The sequence below is a fragment of the Thermodesulfobacterium commune DSM 2178 genome, from assembly GCF_000734015.1.
GTDB lineage: Bacteria > Desulfobacterota > Thermodesulfobacteria > Thermodesulfobacteriales > Thermodesulfobacteriaceae > Thermodesulfobacterium > Thermodesulfobacterium commune.
In genome coordinates, this window is sequence record NZ_CP008796.1 from 379,609 (window position 1) to 400,249 (window position 20,641).

Below are 20,641 nucleotides of genomic sequence, written 5' to 3' on the forward strand. Positions count from 1 at the left end.
CCTCGTTATATGTCTAATTCTCTGTATTCTAAGGCGTGTTTGTAGATAAATTCTCTTCTTGGTTCTACGTTTTCTCCCATAAGGATAGAAAAAAGCTCATCTGCTTTTTCAGCATCTTTGATGGTTACTTGTTTTAAAACCCTTTTTTGAGGATCCATCGTGGTTTCCCATAACTGTTTTGAGTTCATCTCTCCTAATCCTTTATATCTCTGTACAAAAAGACCTTTTTTTCCCTCTTCTCTAAGATAAGAAAGGATTTCAGAAAGAGAGAAAAACCAGTTATCCCAAGACTTTTTTTCTCCTTTATACTCTATGTGAATTGTATGTCCCAGATTGGGTTTCAGGTTGGCAAATATTTTTAAAGCCTCCCGGTAGTCTCTTTCTAAGATTAGCTCTGGTCCCACCAAACAGGAAACTGTAGCTTCTTTTTCAGAGAAAACGAAAAATTCATAGTATTTTGGATTATAACTACTGGATTTTATCTTGGAAACTTTAAATCCCGCTTTTTGACAGTCTGTAGCTACCTGTTCTATCTTGGTTAGATCTTCAAAATAGGTAAGATTGTCAAAACCTGCCTGAAGTAGAATTAGTACTACCTGAGGGGGATAGGTTTTTTTAAGTAGGTTAAAAAGCAGTCTATCAAGTTTAGCACAATTAAGGAAGAAAGATTTGAAATCCTTTAATAAAAAGGTTTGTTGATCTTTAGTAAAAGAGATCTTTACATTTTCTGCCAACCTATTCATGATATACTTATCTAACTCTTCGTCGTTTTTTAGGTAAACTTCTTTTTTGCCATCAACCACCCTATAAAGAGGAGGTTGAGCTATAAAAATCCAGCCTCTTTCTATCAACTCAAACATCTGTCTGTAAAAAAAGGTTAGTAAAAGGGTTCTTATATGAGATCCATCTACGTCAGCATCCGTCATGATGATTATTTTATGATATTTACATTTGTCTGGGTTAAAACTCTCAGGACCTATCCCAGTTCCTAAAGCTGCTATCAGACCTTTTATTTCTTCTGAAGAAAGCATTTTTTCTATGTTAGCTTTTTCTACATTAAGAATTTTTCCTTTTAAGGGAAGGATGGCTTGAAATCTTCTGTCTCTTGCCTGTTTGGCAGAACCCCCTGCAGAATCTCCCTCTACGATAAAAAGTTCTCTTTTTTCTGGATCTTTTTCTGAACAGTCAGCCAGTTTACCAGCTACGATGAAATCTTCTATTTCACTTTTTTTTCTCACAAGTTCTTTAGCCTTTCTTGAGGCCTCTCTTGCCTTGGCAGCTATTACCAGTTTTTGGATGATTTTTTTTGCTTCTCCCGGATTTTCTTCGAAAAATTTTAAGATTCCTTCATAAACTATTGATTCTACGATAGGTTTTACTTCGCTGTTTCCAAGCTTCATTTTGGTTTGTCCTTCAAACTGGGGATCAGGCACTTTAAGGGAGATTACGGCACAAAGTCCTTCTTTTACGTCCTCTCCTTCGATTTTTATCTTAAACTGCTTGGGAACTTTGTCATCTGAAATATAGCGATTTATGGCTTTAGTAAGGGCAGCTCTAAAACCTATAACATGTGTGCCGCCTTCTTTGGTAAAGATGTTGTTTACATAGCTGTAGATGGTCTCTGTATAGCCTGAGTTATATTGTAGCGCTACCTCTACTTTTATGTTTTCTTTTTCTCCTGCAATGTATATTACTTTAGAATGAACAGGATTTTTTTTAGCGTTTAATGTCTTGACTAACTCTACGATACCTCCCTTATAGTGAAACTTTTCTGTATAACCTATTCTTTCATCTACAAGATAAAGTTTTATGTCTGGGTTTAAATAGGCTAATTCCTTTATCCTTCTTTTTACTATATCTAAGTCAAATTCTAAATCTCCGAAGATTTCTTTATCAGGCTTAAACCTAACTAAAGTCCCCCTTTTTTTGGTTTCTCCTACTACTTGTACAGGGCCGTCTGGAATCCCTCTTTTATAAGTTTGCCTGTAGATTTTTCCATCTCGATAAACCTCAGCTATCAACCATTCTGAAAGGGCATTTACTACTGAAACTCCTACTCCATGAAGTCCACCAGAGACTTTATAAACTCCGTGGTCAAATTTTGCTCCTGCATGAAGTCTCGTCATAACCAGTTCCAACCCTGAAACTTTTTCTTCTGGATGAATGTCTACAGGAATGCCTCTTCCGTTATCCTCTACACTGGCAGAACCGTCCTGATGGATCCTGATCCAGATTTCAGTAGCAAACCCTGCTAAGGCTTCGTCTATGGCGTTATCTAAGACTTCCCAAAGCAGATGATGAAATCCTGAAACATCGGTAGACCCTATATACATCGCAGGTCTTGTTCTAACACCTTCTAAACCTGATAAAACTTTAATACTTTGAGCTTTATACTGAATGTTTCTCTCTGTCTCCATAGCCTCTACAGCACCTTTAGATAATTTTTTTTAAGTTGAAACTATAAAACCATAGGCATTAGTAAATACAAAAACCCTTCGTCTCTATAACCGGTTAAAATAGCAGGGGTTTTCCCTACACCTATTTTCATCTCTACTTCTTCGGACTTCATTATTTGTAAGGCATCAAGTAGGTAGTCAGCGTTATAGTTAACCACCATAGGTTCTCCTTCATATTCTCCGGGGATCCTTATTTGAGCTTTACCCATTTCGGTTTCTTGTGAAGTAAGAATAACCTCCTTAGGTAACAATTCTAAGGTTACAGGTTTAAAACGTTCGTTTACCACCAAAGAAACCCTTTTTAACGCATCTATAAAAAGTTTTCTGTCTATCCTTAAAATGTTTTGATACTCAGAGGGTATTACCATTCGGTAATCAGGATAAGGCCCTTCTATGGTTCTTGCAAAAAAGAGTGCCGTTGAGGTCCAAATAACTACATAATTATTAGTAAATCCTAACCTTATCAAAAGCTCATCTTCGGCAATTTCTTCTATCTGTTTAGCTGCCTTTTTGGCTATGATAAAACCTTCTGGAAAGTTTTCTATCCCACTAACCTCTCTGTCTAAAAGGGCTAATCTGTGCCCATCTGAGGATACAGCCCTAAGTTTACCTTCCTCTTTTAGAGGTTCTAAATAAATTCCAGCTAAAACAAACCGCGTATCCTCTTTAGAAGTACAGAAAGCTGTAGTGTCGATAAGTTCTGCTAAGGTTTTTCCAGGGATCTCTACTGAGTGTTCTTCTCCAAACTCTGGTAAACTTGGAAAGTCTTCCCCATCCATGATGCTAAGATTGTATAAAATTTTTTCTTCTTCATCTTTTATAACCAGTTTGTTTTCATCTTTTATAAAGTAAAGGGTGTCTTCCGGAAAATTTTTCACTATTTCGTATAATTTTTTAGCTGAAACACAGAAGGGAGCTGAAACCCCTTCTATTTCAGCAAAAACTTTACCTTTATACCCTATCTCAAGGTCAGTAGCCGTAAAATAAAGGGTGCTTTCTTCTAAGTTTGGTTCTATTAAAACCATAGAAAGTACTGCCATTGAAGCCTTTTTATCTGATACTTTTTCTATGTTTTTGAGGACTTTTTCTAACCTGGAGGTATCTATTTTCGCCTGCATATATGCCCCCTGCTACCAGTTTGGTCTTATTATAACATAAATTTAGTGATTTGCAGTTGTTTAAGAAAAACGTCTTAAGATTTCTCTTGCTACTATCACTCCTGATACTGAAGCTTGAATTAACCCTCTGGTGATTCCTGCTCCATCCCCTGCAGCAAAGAGATTCCTAATTTCTGTTTCTAAAACAGGGCTTAGATTTATCCTTAGGCTATAAAACTTAACTTCTACTCCGTAAAGCAGCGTATAGGGAGAGGCTATACCTGGTATAACTTGATCAAGTGCTTCTAACATTTCTAAAATATTTACCAGATATCGATAAGGCAGTACAAAACTTAAGTCTCCAGGGGTTGCGCTTTTTAAGGTAGGTTGTACTAAATTTTTAGCTATCCTTTTTTCGTTTGACCTTCTACCTCTTTTTATATCTCCTAATCGCTGGACCAAGACCCCATTTCCTAAAAAATTGGCCAATTTAGCGATGTTTTTTCCATATAAGACAGGTTCTTTAAAAGGTTCGGTAAAATATGTGCTGCAAAGGATAGCAAAGTTGGTGTTTTCTGTTTTTTGATTAGCATAACTATGTCCGTTTACCGTCCATATACCGTCTATGTTTTCCATAACCACTTCCCCATAAGGATTTACACAAAAAGTTCTTACTTTATCATCAAAAGTTTTTGAGAAATAGACAAACTTAGGCTCATAAACTTTGGACGTAAGGTCTTCCATTATAGCAGCAGGAACTTCTACCCTTACTCCAATATCTACAGGATTGATAGTTGTAGATAGTTTAAGTCTTTTACATTCCTTTTGCACCCATTCATTACCAGACCTACCAGGAGCTATAACCACAAAAGAAGCGAGAATCTCTTTTCCGTCTTTTAATCTTACCCCATTTACCTGGTTTTTAGAAACAAGAATTTCTTCCACCTCAGTTTCAAAAAGAAGCTCTACTTTATCTTTTAGGTAGTTTTGTAGGTGAGTTAACACCTCTCTACATTTTTCAGTACCTATATGTCTTATTTTAGAAGGGATAAAAAGAAGCCCATTTTTGGTAGCCTCAGTAGTAATTTTTTTGATGGTTATCTCATCAGGAGCATAAAGTGTTTCAGGTGCACCAAAACTAAGATAGATTTTGTCTACATAATCTATCAAGGCTGAAAGTTCATTAGGGTCTAAATATTCGTTTAGAAATCCGCCTATTTCTCTCGAAAGATTAAGTTTTCCATCACTAAAAGCCCCGGCTCCTCCCCATCCGCTTATAATGTTACAAGGGATACACTTTGCACATTTTCCTACTTTAAGGGTAGGGCACTTTCTTTTTTCTATACTTTTTCCTTTTTCTATGATAAGGATCTTTAGATTTTCGTTTTTTGAAAGCTCTAAAGCCGTAAAAATCCCTGCCGGTCCAGCTCCAACAATCACCACATCATATTTTTTTTGTTTCATATTAAAAAACTATACCACAGGCTAAAAAATAAATCAAACCATCACTAAACAGTAAGTTTTCCCATCCAGGCGTGATAAAGGTTTAGGAGAAAAAATTTTCTTGAGCCTTTTAGGGGTTGAATTAAAGCTGTAATAATTTTGGTTTTTTACAGCTATAGTTCTTGTGAAAAAATAGCCTTATCTTTAAAAACTTTCAACCTTCCCTTTTTTCCTAAAATAAAAGGAAAATTGTCTGAGATATGTCCTACAGAAAATCCATAGCCTATAGGAATATCTTTTTTTAAATAAAGAGAGAGAGTCTGTAAAATAGGTTTTATGTCTGTTATTCCCAAATCTCCCAAGGCTAAACCTTTTAGGTTTCCCCTACTAACAGTAAAAATTAACTGAAGAAGAAACCTTTCTATACGATAAGGTTTTTCGTTGATTTCTTCTATAAAAAGAATGAAAGGTTCTTCCATAAGAGGAAAATAGGGGGTTCCACAAAGACCGGCTAACGTAGCTAAATTCCCTCCCAATACCACCCCTTCAGCCACCCCTTCAACCCAACCCTTTCCCTCTAAAACTAACTTAGTTTTTTTTCGCAAAATTAAATCTAAAAGTTCTCCCCAGGCCTTTGGGTTAAGTTTGTTTAAACTAACCACATTGGGAGCATGTATACCTGATTTTTTAAACCTTTTATAGAGATAAACATGAAGGGCGGTGATGTCACTAAAACCTATCAAACAAGGCTTATGTAACAGGTTTTCGTTGTCTGACAAAAATTCATCAAGATAGGGAAGAAGTTTAAGACATCCAAAACCTCCTCTTACTGCCCATAGGTAGTCCCATTTAGGTTCGGTAAGAAATAAAGCTACTTCTTTAGCTTTTTCGTAAGGAGTTTTTGAATTAAAGTTAACAAAAGATTGAATCTCAATTTCATTAATTTTAAAAAATTCAAGAGCTTTCTTATATTCTTCTGGGGCAGGAAGACTTGCCGGAGAGAAGATGGCTATTTTAACCGGGCTTTCCATAGGAAATAAAGGCCTTCTAACGTAAGATAAGGGTCGATTTTTTCTATGGTGGTTGTAAGTGGGACTAAAAACTTGGCTAAACCACCCGTGGCTATAACCTTAGGATTGCTACCCATCTCTTCAGAAAGTTTTTTAACCAAGGTATCTGTTAGTCCAGCAAAACCTATCAAAAGTCCACTTTTTAGGGCTGAAATAGTATCTTTCCCTATAGCCTGAGTAGGGGGTTCACTTAAATCTATTTTAGGAAGCTTGGCAGTGCCTTTAAAGAGGGCTTCAGTAGAGATAAAAATCCCTGGAGCAATAGCACCTCCAAGATAAACTCCCGTTGAAGAGATACAGTCGAAGGTTATGGCTGTACCAAAATCAACTATAATCAAAGGCCCTTTATATTTTTCCCATCCTGCGAGAGCGTTAACTAACCGATCTGCCCCTACCTCACATGGATAAAGAAGGTCTAAAGGAATGTTGACCGTTTCGTGGTTAGCAATCAAAACCTCTTTGGCTAACCACCTTTTACCTACTTCGACCCACCAGTTTAACACAGGAGGAACTACACAAGCTATCGATATTCCTTCTAATTTTTTAAATTCTATTTGATAAAGATCTAGATAAGTCTTTATTTTTACCAAAAGCTCTTCTGCAGAAACAGGAACAAAGGTTTTAAAGCTAAAAAGAGCCTTTAATCGTCCGTTTTCCTCAAAAACTCCACAGGTAGTAGCCGTATTACCTATGTCTACGGTAAGAAGCATAGGTTGTCTTACCTCCCTTTAACTAAGTTTTTTTACCAACCAGCAAACCCAGTTTTGAGAAGTTCTCCTTATAACCATTTCAAGGGGAAGGGTTGAGATTTTTTCTAAAAGTTCTTTTTCCATATCCAGGCTAAATCCTGAAAGTAGGTAATACTTTGCCTGCCAAAAATGCTCGTTTTCAAAGAGTTTAAGTAATAAAAGTCGATAAAGATTCCCTAATACCAATTCAGCTTTTATAGGTAACAGGTCCAAGATATTTCCTTGTTTTAACTCCGCCTGATTTCTTAAACCGTTAAGTTCTAAATTATGTTCGGTAACCTTTATACATAAAGGATTAAGGTCAACCGCGGTGACGTTAGCACCTAACTTTGCCCAAAAAAGCGTTAAAATACCACTGCCACACCCTATATCTAACACATGCTTAGGTTTGTCAAACTTGGTATAAAGCTCCCAACTTAACTCAAGCATCATAGCGGTGGTAGGATGCTGTCCCTCTCCAAAAACTACGCTTGGGTCAAAGACTAAATCCCAGTTTCCCTCAACCCAAACAGGAGCTATGGTGAGATTTCCTACTTTTATAGGTTGGGGAAACCGGTTTTCATTCCACTCTTTATAAGGGATAACTTGCTTATCATAAACCTCTAATTCATATTGTTCAACCAATTTTTCTATCAACTCCTCTTTGGGACGGTGAAAAAATAATATACCCATTCCATCTTCTTCCCAAAAACCTATAAAATCTTCGTCTTCAAGTTGGTGCAATTTAGGATGGGAAGGTTTAACCATATAGGTGTAAAGATTTTGATAATTTTTGTGCTTACCTTTTAACATATTTTCAAAATATTGCTTTTAATATTTTAAAAATTTTTTAAATCTCAGCAATCAAAAAGCCAAAAAACAAAATTAAAATAAGGTTCATTACCAAAAAGATGATAATTTGGGTTCTGTTTTTTATATAGAATTTTTTAAAATTAAAACCCTCTAAAGAAGCTTGTTGTAAAAAACAGACCCTTTCAAAAATACCGTAATGATGCCAGTTTTTTTTATAGATTTGTCCTGAAATTTCTCCTATTTTAAGAAGAGAAGTAATTATACCTTTCGGGTTACCAAGTACGGTTAAAGCGTAAAAATCGGCCTCTCTCTCAAGCTGTCTTAAAAAATAACCGAATATATATCTTAAGTAAAGATATGAGGAAAAAACCAAAACCAGGGCGCTAAGGGTTTCTGTATAATAAGAAGGTAAACTTTTTAAATACATTACAACCTTTAAACCTAAAAGCTGGTCAAAAAAAGAAAACAAGCAAAAAATCGATGTTAGATATAAAGGAAGTCCTAATAAAACTAAAAGTAACCAAAAAGCATGTTTATTTTTTATGTGTGCAAGTTCGTGAGCTAAAACCCCTATAAGTTCTTCTTCGTTGAGAAGGTCTAACAGAGGTTGAGAAAAGAAAATATATTTAAATTTAGGAAAAAAACCTATTACTCCAGCTGTATAAATTTTTTTGCCAAAGTCTTTAAGTACATAAATTTCCTTTATTTTAACCCCAAAGGTTTGAAAAAACCTAAAAACTAGTTCTCTTGTTTTTATGTCTTCTAATACCTTTACCGGAAATAATCTAATCATAAAAACCGGAGAAATAAAAAGCACCAGAAAAAAGATTAAAGGATAGGCATAACTTTCCAGTTTAAAATTAAGGATATCCAAAACATTTTCTATCAAAATCAAAGTGATTATAGGGCTCATCATGCCAAGAATTATTTTTAAATAAGCCAAAGAAAACCCAAAAAGAAAAACCCTTATTAGTACTACATAGTGTAAAAACCACAAAAAACCTAAAAGAGAAGAAAAATAATATCGATTTAAAAAGGATTTAAAACCAAACAGCCCAAGGTCAACCACAAACAAAACCAGCATAAACAGGTTAAAAAAATTAATCCAAAAGCCTGAAAGTTTTTGAGGTTTTAAAAATTTTTTAAATAGAATAAGAGTTAAAAAAAAGAAAATTTCTTTAAAAATAAAAATAACAGGAGAAAAACTTGGATTAGTTTCTGGAAAAAGTTCAAAAAGTATAAAACCTATCCAAAGATAGATAAGTTCTTCATAAAACACTTAATTTTTCCCTTTGGGATAAGAGCCTAACCAAATTACCTGTAAACAGTGGTTTTTCATCTCTTCTATACATTCTTGTAATATAGGCTCCTGGATATGGCCCTCACAATCAAGAAAAAAGATATATTTCCAGGGTTCATTTTTAGAAGGCCTGCTTTCTATCTTGGTTAAGTTTATCTTTCTTTTAGCAAAGCACCCCAGCACCTCAAACAAAGCTCCAGGTCTGTCTGAAACACTAAAAATCAGAGAAGTTTTATCCTCGCCAGTAAATGGAACTTCTTCTTTTCCGATAATCCAAAACCTGGTTGAGTTACCTTTTATGTCTTCGATGTTTTTAGCTACCACCTGAAGATGGTATAACTTGGCAGCCATAAGACTTGCTATGGCGGCAACTTTTTCGTCCACAGCTGCCCATTTAGCAGCAAGTGCTGTAGAAGGTACAGTATCCACAGGTACTGAAGGTAGTTTTTTTCTTAACCATTTTCTACACTGAGCTATAGCTTGAGGATGAGAGAGAACTTTTTTAATATCTTCAAGTCTTCCGGTTTGATTTAACAGATGGTGCGAAATAGGTTGATAGACTTCTCCACAGACTTTTAGACCATATTCATATATAGCATCAAGGGTAGTAGTTACTACCCCTTCGATAGAGTTTTCTATAGGCACTACCCCAAACTTCACCCTCTCGCTTGCTACTTCTTCAAATACGTCTAATATGGTTTCAACAGGGATGAGCTCAGCAGAGGTACCAAAATATTCTAAGGCGGCGATGTGACTAAAGGTAGCTTCAGGTCCAAGATAAGCTACCTTGATTTTTTCTTGAACACTTCTACAGGCTTTTATGATTTCAGAGTATATTACTTTTAAAGCTTCTTCAGGGAAAAAACCTTGGTTTTGCTTAAGAATTCTTCCTAAAATTTCTTTTTCTCTGCTAAGGTCGAAGCTTTGAAACCCAGCCTTTTCTTTTATCTTTCCGATGGTTTTAGCTAACTCTAAACGTTTTTTAAGTAGAGAAAGCAGTTGCTCGTCAATCTTATCTATTTTTTGCCTTAATTTTTTTAGATCTTCTTTATTCATTTTAAGAAGAGATTATCTTTAATGCCCTTAAAAGTTTGGTCATAACCTTTCGAGTATTTCTTTTTTCAAAACATTCTTTACACAAATAAGCACCTCTACCTTGAAGCTTTTTTTCAGGGTCAAAAACCAAAGCCCCTCCCTTATTTACAAACCTAAAAAGCTCAAACTTAGGTGCCTTCTTTTTACAAAAGGCACAGGTCCTTTCAGGGATGTGTCCTTTTTTAACCAATTTGTTCTTTTTTAGCCTTTTCTAAAATCTGGGTTACTTGGTCTAAACTTAATTTGGTAATCTCTGCTATTTTTTCAGCAGGGGTTTCTAAAAGGGTCTTAAGGTCTTTTATTCCTGCTTCGTACAAGTGTCCGGCAGTTTCGTCTGATAGTCCCGTTACTTTAAGAAGCTTTAAAAACTCAGGCTCTTGTCTTCTTAAAAATTGAGTTTCGCTTAGTATGTCTATCTTCCATCCTACAAGTTTAGAGGCAAGTTTAACGTTTTCTCCCTTTTTTCCTATGGCAAGAGAAAGTTGATCATCAGGCACTACTACCTCTAAAAGTTTATTTTTTTCATCTACTATTACTTTACTACACTCTGCTGGAGCTAAAGCATTGTAGACAAACTTGGCTGGGTCTGGATCCCATAGTACTACGTCAATCTTTTCTCTATATTCTCTTTTATCTCCTTTTGAGGCAAGGTTTATCTCTTCTAAGATTACCGAAATCCGAGAACCTCTAACCCCAATGCAAGCCCCTACAGGGTCCACATGCGGGTTGGTAGAGGTAACAGCAATTTTAGTCCTTGAACCAGGTTCTCTGGCTACAGCTACTATCTTTACAATCCCTTCTTGTATTTCAGGGACCTCTTTCTCAAACAGCTTTTTCACAAAAGCAGGATGAGAACGGGAGACCACCAATTGAGGTTCCTGTTGCCTGTAAACCTCTATCAATAGCGCTTTTAGACGAGTTCCTCTGATGTATTTTTCTCCTGGGACTTGTTCTTCTTCAGGTAAAAGGGCTTCAGCCCTACCCACAGAAAGGATCACTCCTCTTTTATCAAACCTGTGGACATAACCACTTACAATATCTCCCAGCTTATGTTTAAACTCTTCATATACGACCTGCTTTTCTGCTAACCTTACCTTTTGAGAAAAGAGTTGTTTGACTATTTGGGCAGCAATCCTTCCAAGTTCTTGAAGTTCTATCTTTTCTCCTATCAAGTCTCCTATCTTTGCATCTAATCCCATTTTTTGTAGCTCTTCTAAAGACACCTCAGTTTCAGGGTTAGAAACCTGAGATACCACTTCTTTTAATCTATAAATTTCGATCGTTCCGTTTTCCTCGTTGTACTTTACCTCAATCTTGACTTTACTACCAAACTTTTTCTTGGCTGCAGTTTTTACCCCTTCAAGCAAAGCTTCAATCAAAATTTCTTTAGAAAGCCCTTTTTCTTTACTTAAAGCTTCTATAACTTTTTTTAGTTCTCCTTGTTGCATAAAGGTATGCTCCTTTTTAAAATTTTAACTCTGGTTGAAGATTAGCTTTTTTAATCTCACCTAAAGGCAATCTCCAAACCTTTTGATCTACCTCTAACAACAAAAATTCTTCTTCAATCCCTAAAATAATGCCTGAAAAATTTTTTCTTCCTTCTAAAGGAGTTTTTAAAACTACTTTAGCCTTTTCTCCACGAAACCTTTCAAAATCTTCCTTTTTTACCAGTGGCCTCTCAATTCCAGGAGAAGAAACTTCTAAGTTATAAGAATGGTGAATAAGGTCTTCTTTATCTAAAATTTTACCTACTATTTCACTAATCTTAGCGCAATCTCCTATGGTAACTCCACCAGGTTTGTCGATAAACAACCTTAAAACCCAACCTGTTCTTTCTCTTTTCCATTCAAGGTCTACAAGCTCTATCCCCTTTTTTAAGATAGGGGTCTCAATAAGCTCTCTAATTTTTTCTTTTAAGTCCTTTTCTATCATTTTGCCCTTAAAAATAAAATAAGAGCGGGCGACGGGATTCGAACCCGCGACCCCCAGCTTGGGAAGCTGGTGCTCTACCCCTGAGCTACGCCCGCTTTTTATAAGATAAAATTATAAATTATTTCTTCAGTTTGGCAAGGTTGTTTTTTATTAAGTTTGTATAATCTACTTGAAAAAAGGAGCATTACTTTTAAAATCAAATATGTAGATGAAAAAAATCAAATTCATTTTTAAAAATCTAAGTTTAAGTACAAAGTTTACCTTGTATCTTCTGTTTGTTATTACTCTTTTCTGTTTTCTTTTTTCTACGATAATTTATTATTTTTTAAAAAATCAAGCAATGGAAGAGGCAAGAAGAGAAGCTGAACTCTTAATTACTCAAATAGATGCCTTAGGTGATTATGTAAAAGAAGAGTTAAGACCTTCTCTTTTTAGATTTTTTAAAGAATCAAACATAAAAGAAGATTTTATTTTAGAAGCCATGTCTACCACTCATATTAGGACAAAAGTAATGCGAAGGTTTAAAACTAAGTTTGTTGATTATGATTATAGAAGGGTTTCTCTAAAACCTATAAATCCACAGCATTTACCTAACGATTTTGAAAGAAAAATTTTAAAAAATTTTATGCAGAATCCTGAGATTAAACGTTGGGAAAATATTGTAGATTTCAACAAAGATAAATATCTTGTGGTTATAAAACCTATCCATGTGGAAAAAGAATGCCTTGTATGTCATGGTAAAACAAAAGACGCTCCCAAAAGTCTTCTTAAGATTTATCCACGAAAAGAAGATTTTCACTGGAAGGTTGGGGATTTGATGGGATTAGAGGCTATTTATGTACCTCTTGAAAGATGGTTGTTAGAAATAAAACATATCGCTATTACCACTTTTATTTCTGGAATGTTAACCGTTATTTTGTTGTTGATCACCATAGAAGGAGTTTTTTGGACTATAGTAGGTAAACCTATAAAAAAACTTACAGTCCATTTTAGAAATATCATTTCAGGAAATGTTCCTTTAAGCCAGAGGTTAGAAGTAGAAAGGGGAGACGAAATAGGAGAACTTCTTCAATCTTTTAATCAGTTGGCTAATCATCTTTTTGAGGCACAAGAAGCTATCAAAACCTATGCTCAAACCTTACAAACTATATTTAACCACATAACAGACCCTTTAGCGTTGGTTAATTTAAACTGTAAAGTAGAGGTTAGTAATAGAGCCTATCAAGAATGGATAAGTCAAAAAAAGGGACCAGTTTTTAATACAGAATGTGATCCACTTAAAGCAGACCAAAATAAAACCTGCCCTATAGCTTTGATAAGAAGGGTGATTGAAACTCAACAACCTGTTTCAGAGTATATCAGCTCAACTGAAGGAGGTTATTACTATACCCATCTCTATCCGGTATTCGATCAAACCGGTAAAGTTATAAAGGTAGTTCACTATGTAGAAGATGTGACAGAAAAAAAGAAAATAGAAGAACAGATGGCTATTACTGAAAAATTGGCTGCTATAGGGCAACTTGCCGCAGGCATAGCTCATGAAATAAACAACCCTTTAGGTGGTATTATTTTGTGTTTAAATAATATCCTTAAAACTTCTATGGATGAGAAAACCAAAAATCAACATATAGAACTTATAAACCAGGGATTGTCCCGTATTCAAAATATAATAAAGGTATTACTTGATTTTTCTCGGACAACAGAGCTAAATCTTAGAGTTTGTGAGATTAAAGACTTGATAGAAAATGTTTTAAAATTGATAAATTATTATTTAAAAGAAAAAAATATAAAACTAAAAATAGAATTAGAACAAAAATTAAGTCCAGTTTATTTAGATTCGAACAAAATCGAACAAGTTTTACTTAACCTGATTTTAAACGCGGTAGATGCTATGGAAAATTCTGAAGAAAAAGTTTTAACCATAAAAGTTTATCATAAAGATGGTAAAATGTTTATTGAGGTGTCAGATACAGGTTCAGGTATCCCGCCACATGTAGCAGAAAAAGTTTTTGATCCCTTTTTTACTACTAAACCTTTGGGTAAAGGCACCGGGCTTGGTCTCTTTATTTCTAAGTCTATCGTGGAACAACATGGAGGAAAAATATGGTTTACTACCTCTGAAAAAGGAACTACCTTTGTAGTGGAAATACCTTTAGAGGGGCGAAGGATACATGAAGGGTAGAATACTGATAGTAGACGATGAACCGATAATTTTGTTTGGTTTATCTCATTATCTTAAGGATCAGGGGTTTGAAGTAGATACCTGTGAGAAGGGAGAAGAGGCTTTAAAGAAAATAGAAGAACAGAAATTTGATCTATGCATCCTTGATCTTAAACTTCCCGACATAGACGGTATCTCTTTACTTAAGAAAATTAAAGAAAAACAAGAACAAATAGGGATAATAATGATTACTGCCTTTGCTGAGGTTAAAAGTGCGGTACAGGCTATAAAAGAAGGAGCTTTTGATTACTTAGCAAAACCTTTTAGTAATGAAGAATTGATGGTTGTAGTTGAAAAGTTTTTTGAGTTTAAAAATTTAAGAAAAGAGGTAAATGAACTAAGAGAAAAATTAAGAAAAAAAGAGACTTTAAAACAGATAGTAGGAGAAAGTAAGGCTATAAAAGAGGTAATCAATAAAATAGAGCTTATAGCTAAAACAGACGTTCCTGTGCTTATTTTGGGAGAAAGTGGCACAGGAAAAGAGTTGGTAGCAGATTGTATCCAGGCTTTAAGCTTAAGAGCCAAAAACCCTTATCTTAAAATCAATTGTGCAGCCATTCCTGAAAATCTATTTGAAGCAGAGCTTTTTGGCTATGAAAGAGGGGCTTTTACCGGTGCCCATACTTCCAAAAAAGGTATGTTAGAACTGGCTAACAAAGGAACGCTTTTTTTGGATGAAATAGCAGAACTTCCTCAGAACCTACAAGCTAAACTTCTAAGAGTTTTAGAAGACCAAACAGTTTATCGATTAGGAGGAGATAAACCTATTAAGGTTGATGTAAGGTTCATCTATGCAACCAGTAAAGACCTAAAACAGTTGGTAAAAGAAGGCAAATTTAGAGAAGATCTATACTACAGAATAAATGTAATGTCTATAGAAATCCCTCCCCTTAGAGACAGAAAAGAAGATATACCGATCTTGATTAATCATTATTTGAAATATTTTTCTGAAGAGTTCCAAAGGCCTTTACCTCAGATAACAGAAGAAGCTTTCCAAGCTTTGATAAGATATGATTATCCTGGTAACGTAAGAGAACTAAAACATGCCATAGAAAGGGCAGTTTTATTAGCCGTAGACGGCAATATAACTCTAGCCCATCTACCTGAAGAAATAAGCCAGAGTTTTAAATCAGAAAAAAAAGATGTTTTAGATTATAAACTCGCTAAAGAATCTATAGAAAAAGAATTTATACTTAAAACTTTAATAGAAACCAACTGGAACAAAACCGAAGCAGCCAAAAAATTAGGTATCAGTAGAAAAACCCTATGGCAAAAACTCAAAAAATTTAACCTTCTTTACCATCACTCAGAGGATGCAATCCAATCAGAAGAGTAGCTCTTAGTTTTTTTAACTTTGAGTTACCCAAAAGAAACACAATCTTCAAAATATGTTACCATTAGGTAACATGCAAAATTAGGTTATAAATTAATAGGGTCTTAAACTTTAGATTTTTCTACATATTTATAAAAAATAAAATAACAAAATAATTGGTATAGTTTTTGCAATTTTTACAACAGAATAAAGACAAATTAGGGGGGTGAGATTATGAAAAAAGGTTGAAGTTTAAGGAATTGTTTGCCTCTATTTTTAAAAATATTAACAAAAAGGAGGAGGTTATATGGTAGAAGAGAAAAAGAAAGGGTTGGTTAATGAAGACTGGTTAGCCTTTTATTTAGCTATTGCTCTAATTATAATTTCTTTCTTATCCTATTTTGGCGTAGATCCTTTTGGTTGGACGGTAAAAACCTCAGAATGGGTTTCTCTTGACAAGGCTATAGCACCTCTTAGTAAAGTAGCTATTTCTGGGATAGTATCTTTAATCTTAACCTGGATTTTTTTAACTGTATTTTTTGCTATTGGAGCAGCTTTTTTGGGGCTTAACGTAGGAAGGTTTATAGTTGGGTTCTTTTTTGTTTTTTGGCTTAGTTATGCATGCTGGTTGTTAGGACATTATGCCTATTTTGCTGCTACAGACCCAACTAAACACAAAATTCCCTGGTCTCTCAAACTTACCGGGGAAGGTGGACTTATTTTTGCTTTAATTTTAGGTTTGATTATAGGTAACTTTTTTAGAGGTTTTGCTAATTTTATAAAAGAAGCGGTTTTACCAGAGTTTTATGTTAAGACAGGTATTGGTTTGATGGGAGCTGTTTTGGGATTAAAATCAGCTGAAGCTTTTGGTCTTGCCTCTGCAGTTCTTTTCAGAGGACTTTGTGCTATAGTTGAGGCTTATCTTATTTACTGGGCTCTTGTATATTGGCTTGCAAGAAAATATTTTAAATTTAGTAAAGAGTGGGCAGCTCCTTTAGCTTCAGGTATCTCTATTTGTGGTGTTTCTGCAGCTATTGCCACAGGAGGTGCCATTAAAGCAAGACCTGTTGTTCCTGTTATGGTTTCTTCTTTAGTAGTTATCTTTGCTGTGATTGAGTTGCTTATTTTACCTTTCTTAGCTCGTGAATTTTTATGGCAAGAACCTATGGTTGCTGGTGCTTGGATGGGGCTTGCGGTTAAGACTGATGGAGCAGCTTTTGCCTCTGGTGCTATAGTGGATGCTTTAATAAGAGGTAAGGCTGAAGCGGTAGCTGGTATTAAGTATGAACCTGGTTGGATCATGATGGCTGCCGCTACCACCAAACTTTTCATCGACATTTTTATAAGTATCTGGGCTTTTATTTTAGCTTATATTTGGTGCGCACACATAGAGTGTCAAGAAGGGCAAACAGTTACCGCCAAAGAGATTTGGCATAGATTCCCCAAATTTGTTTTAGCTTATGCCCTTGGCTTTGTGATTTTCTTGATCATTTCTGCCCCCCATGCTCCTAAGGTAGGAACAGCGGAACATCAAATAAAAGCTATCCAAAAACAAGTAGAAAAACTTGAAAAACAAGCTGCTACAGCTATCGATCCTGCCATTAAGGAGCAGTTAGCTCAGCAAATAGCTACCAAAAAAGCTGAAATTGATGAATTAAAAGCTAGTATAAAAGATTCTAAAAAGATAGTTGACCAAACCAAAACAGCTACTAATGGTTTGAATAACTTGAGAACCTTTATGTTTCTCTTTACTTTCTTTACCATCGGTATTATCTCTGACTTCAGAAAACTCTGGGAAGAAGGAATAGGGCGTTTAGCAGTAGTTTATCTGGTATGTTTGTTTGGATTTATCATCTGGATTGGATTGTTGATTTCTTATATTTTCTTCCATGGGGTAAAACCACCTATAATAGGACAGTAGTCTTTGGGTGAAAAACTTACTAAAGGAGGTTAGTATGGCAGAAGAAAAAGAAGCAAGGTTGATAGAAGAACTTCAGAAGATGCAATATGATCCATGGTTACCTATAGAAAGCAAACTGGTAAAATGGTCTATAAGTTTAGGTATAATCCTTTTGATTATTTTAGTTTGGGTTAGTTATACTTTCTTTCCTTCTTCTCACGGATAAGATTTTAGTTAATATCTAAAAACTTAAGCCCTGAGAGGTTTTAGAAGGCCTCTCAGGGCTTTTTTGTTTAATTTTTAAAGATCTAAAGTATTATCAATCTCAATTTATATTTTTCTTTTGATATATAACAATTTAGCTATATTATTATTATATAACATACTTTGTATGAGGAGGGTAGTGATGGAAAGGGAATTATTAGAGAAAATGTTTGAGTTTCATGGACACAAATGCTGGGCGTCAGCTTTAGGGTTAAGGGCTGGGTTGATTGCGTTAAGAGAACTTGGCTCCCCAAGAAGTGGTGCTAAGACTTTTTATACTATCTTGGAAACTGGATACAATCATGGTGCTGGCTGTTTTGGAGATGGGGTTCAGTATGCCAAGGTTGTACCACAGGAAAAGGTAATCTTTTAAGGAATCCCAGAGGGAAACTTGCTTTTACTCTAATTGATCCACAAAAAAGGAAACAAATAAGAATAAGTTTTAATCCAAAGATAAGATAAGAGAACAGATTGCTAAATCAAATTTTATGAAAAAAAGATCTCAGGGAATACCACCTACAGAGATTCCTGAAGAGGACGTATGGGAGGTAGTAAATCTTGTGCATAATGCCCCAGAGGAAGAAGTTTTATTTATTGGAAAAGTTGAAGACTCAAACTTTGAACCTCCCTTCGAAGTGATGGGGATGGAAGTTTGTGAGATATGTGGAGAGATGGTATCACTACCTTACATCAGATTACTTGGGACAAATAAAGCCTGTTCTACTGGTAACAAAAAGGTTTGTATAGACTGTTCAGGTTATGAAGAAGGCTTTGAAAAAAGGAAGGTATGAAAAATGACCTACCTTATTGCTTGTATAATTACGTTTATTTTTACGACAGTGCTTACGATAGCCGGGGTAGGGGCTGCGTTTATTCTTATTCCAGTTTTTGTGGGTTTAGGGGTGCCTCTTCTTACTGCCATGTCAACAGCTTTACTTTTAAACAGTATAGCTATGGCTATTGCTTCTTCTTATAATGCAAGGTCGGGGCTAATTGTTTATATAAAATAGCCCTGCCTATTTTAGTATTTGCTTCGGTGTTTTCTCCAGTTGGTGCTATCACAGCAGAACATCTTTCAAGAACCCTGCTTTTATGGCTTTTTGTTGGTTTTCTAATTTTTGCAGGGTCTATGATGCTTTGGTATAAACCCAAAAAAAAGGGAGATTTCAGATAGTAAAAAGCTTATTATTTATGGAGTTGCGGTTGGTGGATTTGCGGGTTATATAGGAGGGCTTTTGGGAGTAGGTGGAGGGAATCTTATAGTTCCAGCTCTTGTTTGGCTTGGTATTGACCCTAAAAAGCCTCAGCCACCACCAGTTTTATCGTAATTTTTTCTTCTTTTTCAGGATTTTTAGGGCATATTTCTGTGGGGAACATAGACCCTTATCTTCTTGTTTTATGCATTATAGGTTCAATAGCTGGTGCATTGCTTGGAAACTATCTTATGAGAAAAAGGTTAACTGCTCCTCAGGTTAAAAAAGTTATAGGAATAGTATTGTATATCATCGCAGTTAAGATGCTTTGGGATTTATTGGTTAAGTAAAACCTTACATAAAAATAGCTTTTGGAGGATAAAGTATGAGTTCCAGAAAAAATTTAGGTATTTTAGAACGATTTCTTACTTTGTGGATCTTTTTAGCTATGATTTTAGGAATAGGGTTAGGTTATATATATCCAGAAATAGCTTATACCATCAGTTCATTAAGCATTGGAACGACCTCTCTTCCAATAGCTATAGGACTTATCCTTATGATGTATCCTCCTCTTGCTAAGGTTAAATACGAGGAAATGGGGAAAGTTTTTAAGAATAAAAAACTTCTTGTTCTTTCTTTGATCCAAAACTGGATTGTTGGGCCTATCGTTATGTGGATACTTGCTGTTTTGTTGCTTCACGATTATCCTGGTTATATGATAGGAGTGATTTTGGTAGGGCTTGCAAGATGTATAGCTATGGTAATAGTTTGGAATGAGTTGGCAGAAGGAGATAAAGAACTTGCTGTAGGATTAGTAGCTTTTAATGCTATATTTCAAATTCTTTTTTATGCTGCTTATATTTATCTTTTTATAACAGTTGGACTTAAATGGTTAGAGTTTGGTATAATAGAAGCGGAGGTTTCAATTCCAGAGGCAGCAAAAACTGTTTTTATTTAGGGATTCCTTTCATAGCAGGAATTCTTACTCGTTATGTTAGCTTTGTTTTAAAAGGAAGAGAATGGTTTGAAAAAGTGTTGGCACCTAAAATAAGTTATCTAACCCCGATTGCCTTGTTATTCACCATAGTTGTGATGTTTTCTTTAAAAGGGCAGTATATAGTTGAACTACCTTTACATGTTATAAGGGTGGCTATTCCCCTTTGTATTTATTTTCTCTTTATGTGGTTTGTAACTTTTTTAATGGCTTTTAAACTAAAGGTCGGTTATCCTAAAGCAACTGCTGTTGCTTTTACTGCAGCAAGTAACGACTTTGAACTTGCGATTGCGGTGGCAGTAGCCATATGGGGGATAGGGAGTGAACAAGCTTTTGCTACCGTTATAGGACCTTTATTAGAAGTTCCGATCTTAATTAGTTTAGTTAACGTAGCCTTATTCTTAAAAAGAAAAATATATAAAGAGTTAGAAACAAAAATTAGCCTTATTGTTAAGAATAAAAATACTTAGAAACTTAAAAACAAAAGTTAAAATTTTATAAATAATTTTTTATAAACCTTGCTATAACAAGTTTTATAGTTTTAGTAGGCATAAAGATTACCATAAGGCCTATGTGAAACAGGGGTTATTTTTGAAAACCTATCGTTTATTATAGATTCTAAGTTTTCATCCATGTCGGCACAGTATTCTGTTAAAATTGTTTTAAGATATGTTAGATCCTCTTCGTTTATAGGAGAAATTTTAAGGTTTTTCCCAAGAAAAAACGGGTCTAATTCACCTCTTATGTAGATAACTCCTCCATGCATTCCTGTGCCTAAAAATTTTCCGGTTATAGGTTTTTCTGGATGTTGAGAGAATAAGCC

19 protein-coding genes, 1 tRNA gene and 3 pseudogenes are annotated in these 20,641 nt (G+C 35.0%); 10 read left to right on the top strand and 13 right to left on the bottom strand.

Annotated features, from left to right (window positions below):
• Positions 1-5 precede the first annotated feature (5 nt).
• The 12 genes from gyrB to HL41_RS01990 form a co-directional block, all read right to left on the bottom strand.
• Positions 6-2,417 (bottom strand): DNA topoisomerase (ATP-hydrolyzing) subunit B, encoded by a 2,412-nt coding sequence (gyrB, locus tag HL41_RS01935; RefSeq protein WP_038060001.1) that lies wholly within the window; start codon positions 2,415-2,417, stop codon positions 6-8.
• Positions 2,418-2,458: 41 nt separating this feature from the next.
• Positions 2,459-3,574, bottom strand: coding sequence for a DNA polymerase III subunit beta (dnaN, locus tag HL41_RS01940; RefSeq protein WP_038060000.1), 1,116 nt, complete (start codon positions 3,572-3,574; stop codon positions 2,459-2,461).
• A gap of 60 nt (positions 3,575-3,634) precedes the next feature.
• Complete coding sequence (locus HL41_RS01945; protein ID WP_038059999.1) at positions 3,635-5,017, bottom strand: NAD(P)/FAD-dependent oxidoreductase; 1,383 nt, start codon at positions 5,015-5,017, stop codon at positions 3,635-3,637.
• Between the two features lie 152 nt (positions 5,018-5,169).
• Complete coding sequence (locus HL41_RS01950; protein ID WP_038059998.1) at positions 5,170-6,027, bottom strand: LD-carboxypeptidase; 858 nt, start codon at positions 6,025-6,027, stop codon at positions 5,170-5,172.
• Positions 6,006-6,776, bottom strand: coding sequence for a type III pantothenate kinase (locus tag HL41_RS01955; protein WP_038059997.1), 771 nt, complete (start codon positions 6,774-6,776; stop codon positions 6,006-6,008). Before HL41_RS01955 ends, HL41_RS01950 begins: the two co-directional genes overlap by 22 nt.
• Before the next feature lie 18 nt (positions 6,777-6,794).
• Positions 6,795-7,607, bottom strand: a complete 813-nt coding sequence (locus HL41_RS01960; RefSeq protein WP_038059996.1) for a 50S ribosomal protein L11 methyltransferase — start codon at positions 7,605-7,607, stop codon at positions 6,795-6,797.
• Positions 7,608-7,644: 37 nt separating this feature from the next.
• Positions 7,645-8,886: a M48 family metallopeptidase gene (locus HL41_RS01965; protein WP_038059995.1), complete on the bottom strand. Its 1,242-nt coding sequence runs from the start codon at positions 8,884-8,886 to the stop codon at positions 7,645-7,647.
• Positions 8,887-9,963, bottom strand: a complete 1,077-nt coding sequence (gene pheA / locus HL41_RS01970) for a prephenate dehydratase (protein WP_038059994.1) — start codon at positions 9,961-9,963, stop codon at positions 8,887-8,889.
• A 1-nt stretch (position 9,964) separates the two neighbouring features.
• Positions 9,965-10,192 carry a YlxR family protein gene (locus HL41_RS01975; protein WP_051754436.1) on the bottom strand — a complete coding sequence of 76 codons (228 nt, stop codon included), beginning with the start codon at positions 10,190-10,192 and terminating at the stop codon, positions 9,965-9,967.
• Positions 10,185-11,450 carry a transcription termination factor NusA gene (nusA, locus tag HL41_RS01980; RefSeq protein WP_038059992.1) on the bottom strand — a complete coding sequence of 422 codons (1,266 nt, stop codon included), beginning with the start codon at positions 11,448-11,450 and terminating at the stop codon, positions 10,185-10,187. The genes HL41_RS01975 and nusA overlap by 8 nt, the downstream gene beginning before the upstream one ends.
• Before the next feature lie 16 nt (positions 11,451-11,466).
• Positions 11,467-11,934 carry a ribosome maturation factor RimP gene (locus HL41_RS01985; RefSeq protein WP_038059990.1) on the bottom strand — a complete coding sequence of 156 codons (468 nt, stop codon included), beginning with the start codon at positions 11,932-11,934 and terminating at the stop codon, positions 11,467-11,469.
• 23 nt (positions 11,935-11,957) lie between these two features.
• Positions 11,958-12,029, bottom strand: a tRNA-Gly gene (locus HL41_RS01990).
• Positions 12,030-12,274: 245 nt separating this feature from the next.
• Between HL41_RS01990 and HL41_RS08935 the strand changes: the two genes are divergently transcribed.
• The 10 genes and pseudogenes from HL41_RS08935 (at position 12,275) to arsB (ending at position 20,288) form a co-directional block, all read left to right on the top strand.
• Positions 12,275-14,116, top strand: coding sequence for a c-type heme family protein (locus HL41_RS08935; protein WP_235181302.1), 1,842 nt, complete (start codon positions 12,275-12,277; stop codon positions 14,114-14,116).
• Complete coding sequence (locus HL41_RS02000) at positions 14,106-15,491, top strand: sigma-54-dependent transcriptional regulator (protein ID WP_051754438.1); 1,386 nt, start codon at positions 14,106-14,108, stop codon at positions 15,489-15,491. Before HL41_RS08935 ends, HL41_RS02000 begins: the two co-directional genes overlap by 11 nt.
• A gap of 283 nt (positions 15,492-15,774) precedes the next feature.
• Positions 15,775-17,388, top strand: coding sequence for a putative sulfate exporter family transporter (locus HL41_RS02005; RefSeq protein WP_038059988.1), 1,614 nt, complete (start codon positions 15,775-15,777; stop codon positions 17,386-17,388).
• Positions 17,389-17,422: 34 nt separating this feature from the next.
• Complete coding sequence (locus HL41_RS09595) at positions 17,423-17,593, top strand: hypothetical protein (protein WP_169740791.1); 171 nt, start codon at positions 17,423-17,425, stop codon at positions 17,591-17,593.
• 204 nt (positions 17,594-17,797) lie between these two features.
• A pseudogene (locus HL41_RS09540) lies at positions 17,798-18,093 on the top strand (FmdE family protein).
• A gap of 26 nt (positions 18,094-18,119) precedes the next feature.
• Entirely contained in the window at positions 18,120-18,422 is a 303-nt protein-coding gene (locus HL41_RS09550) for a hypothetical protein (RefSeq protein ID WP_051754440.1), read from the top strand.
• Between the two features lie 3 nt (positions 18,423-18,425).
• Complete coding sequence (locus HL41_RS09600) at positions 18,426-18,641, top strand: hypothetical protein (protein WP_051754441.1); 216 nt, start codon at positions 18,426-18,428, stop codon at positions 18,639-18,641.
• A gap of 26 nt (positions 18,642-18,667) precedes the next feature.
• The gene (locus HL41_RS09605; protein ID WP_200870714.1) at positions 18,668-18,805 is read left to right on the top strand and encodes a hypothetical protein; all 138 of its coding nucleotides are present in this window, start codon (positions 18,668-18,670) and stop codon (positions 18,803-18,805) included.
• Between the two features lie 61 nt (positions 18,806-18,866).
• A pseudogene (locus HL41_RS09610) lies at positions 18,867-19,174 on the top strand (sulfite exporter TauE/SafE family protein).
• Positions 19,175-19,209: 35 nt separating this feature from the next.
• Positions 19,210-20,288: pseudogene (arsB, locus tag HL41_RS09940) on the top strand (ACR3 family arsenite efflux transporter).
• 71 nt (positions 20,289-20,359) lie between these two features.
• Here arsB and HL41_RS02025 read toward each other — a convergent pair.
• Positions 20,360-20,584: a hypothetical protein gene (locus HL41_RS02025; RefSeq protein ID WP_051754442.1), complete on the bottom strand. Its 225-nt coding sequence runs from the start codon at positions 20,582-20,584 to the stop codon at positions 20,360-20,362.
• Positions 20,585-20,641: the final 57 nt, after the last annotated feature.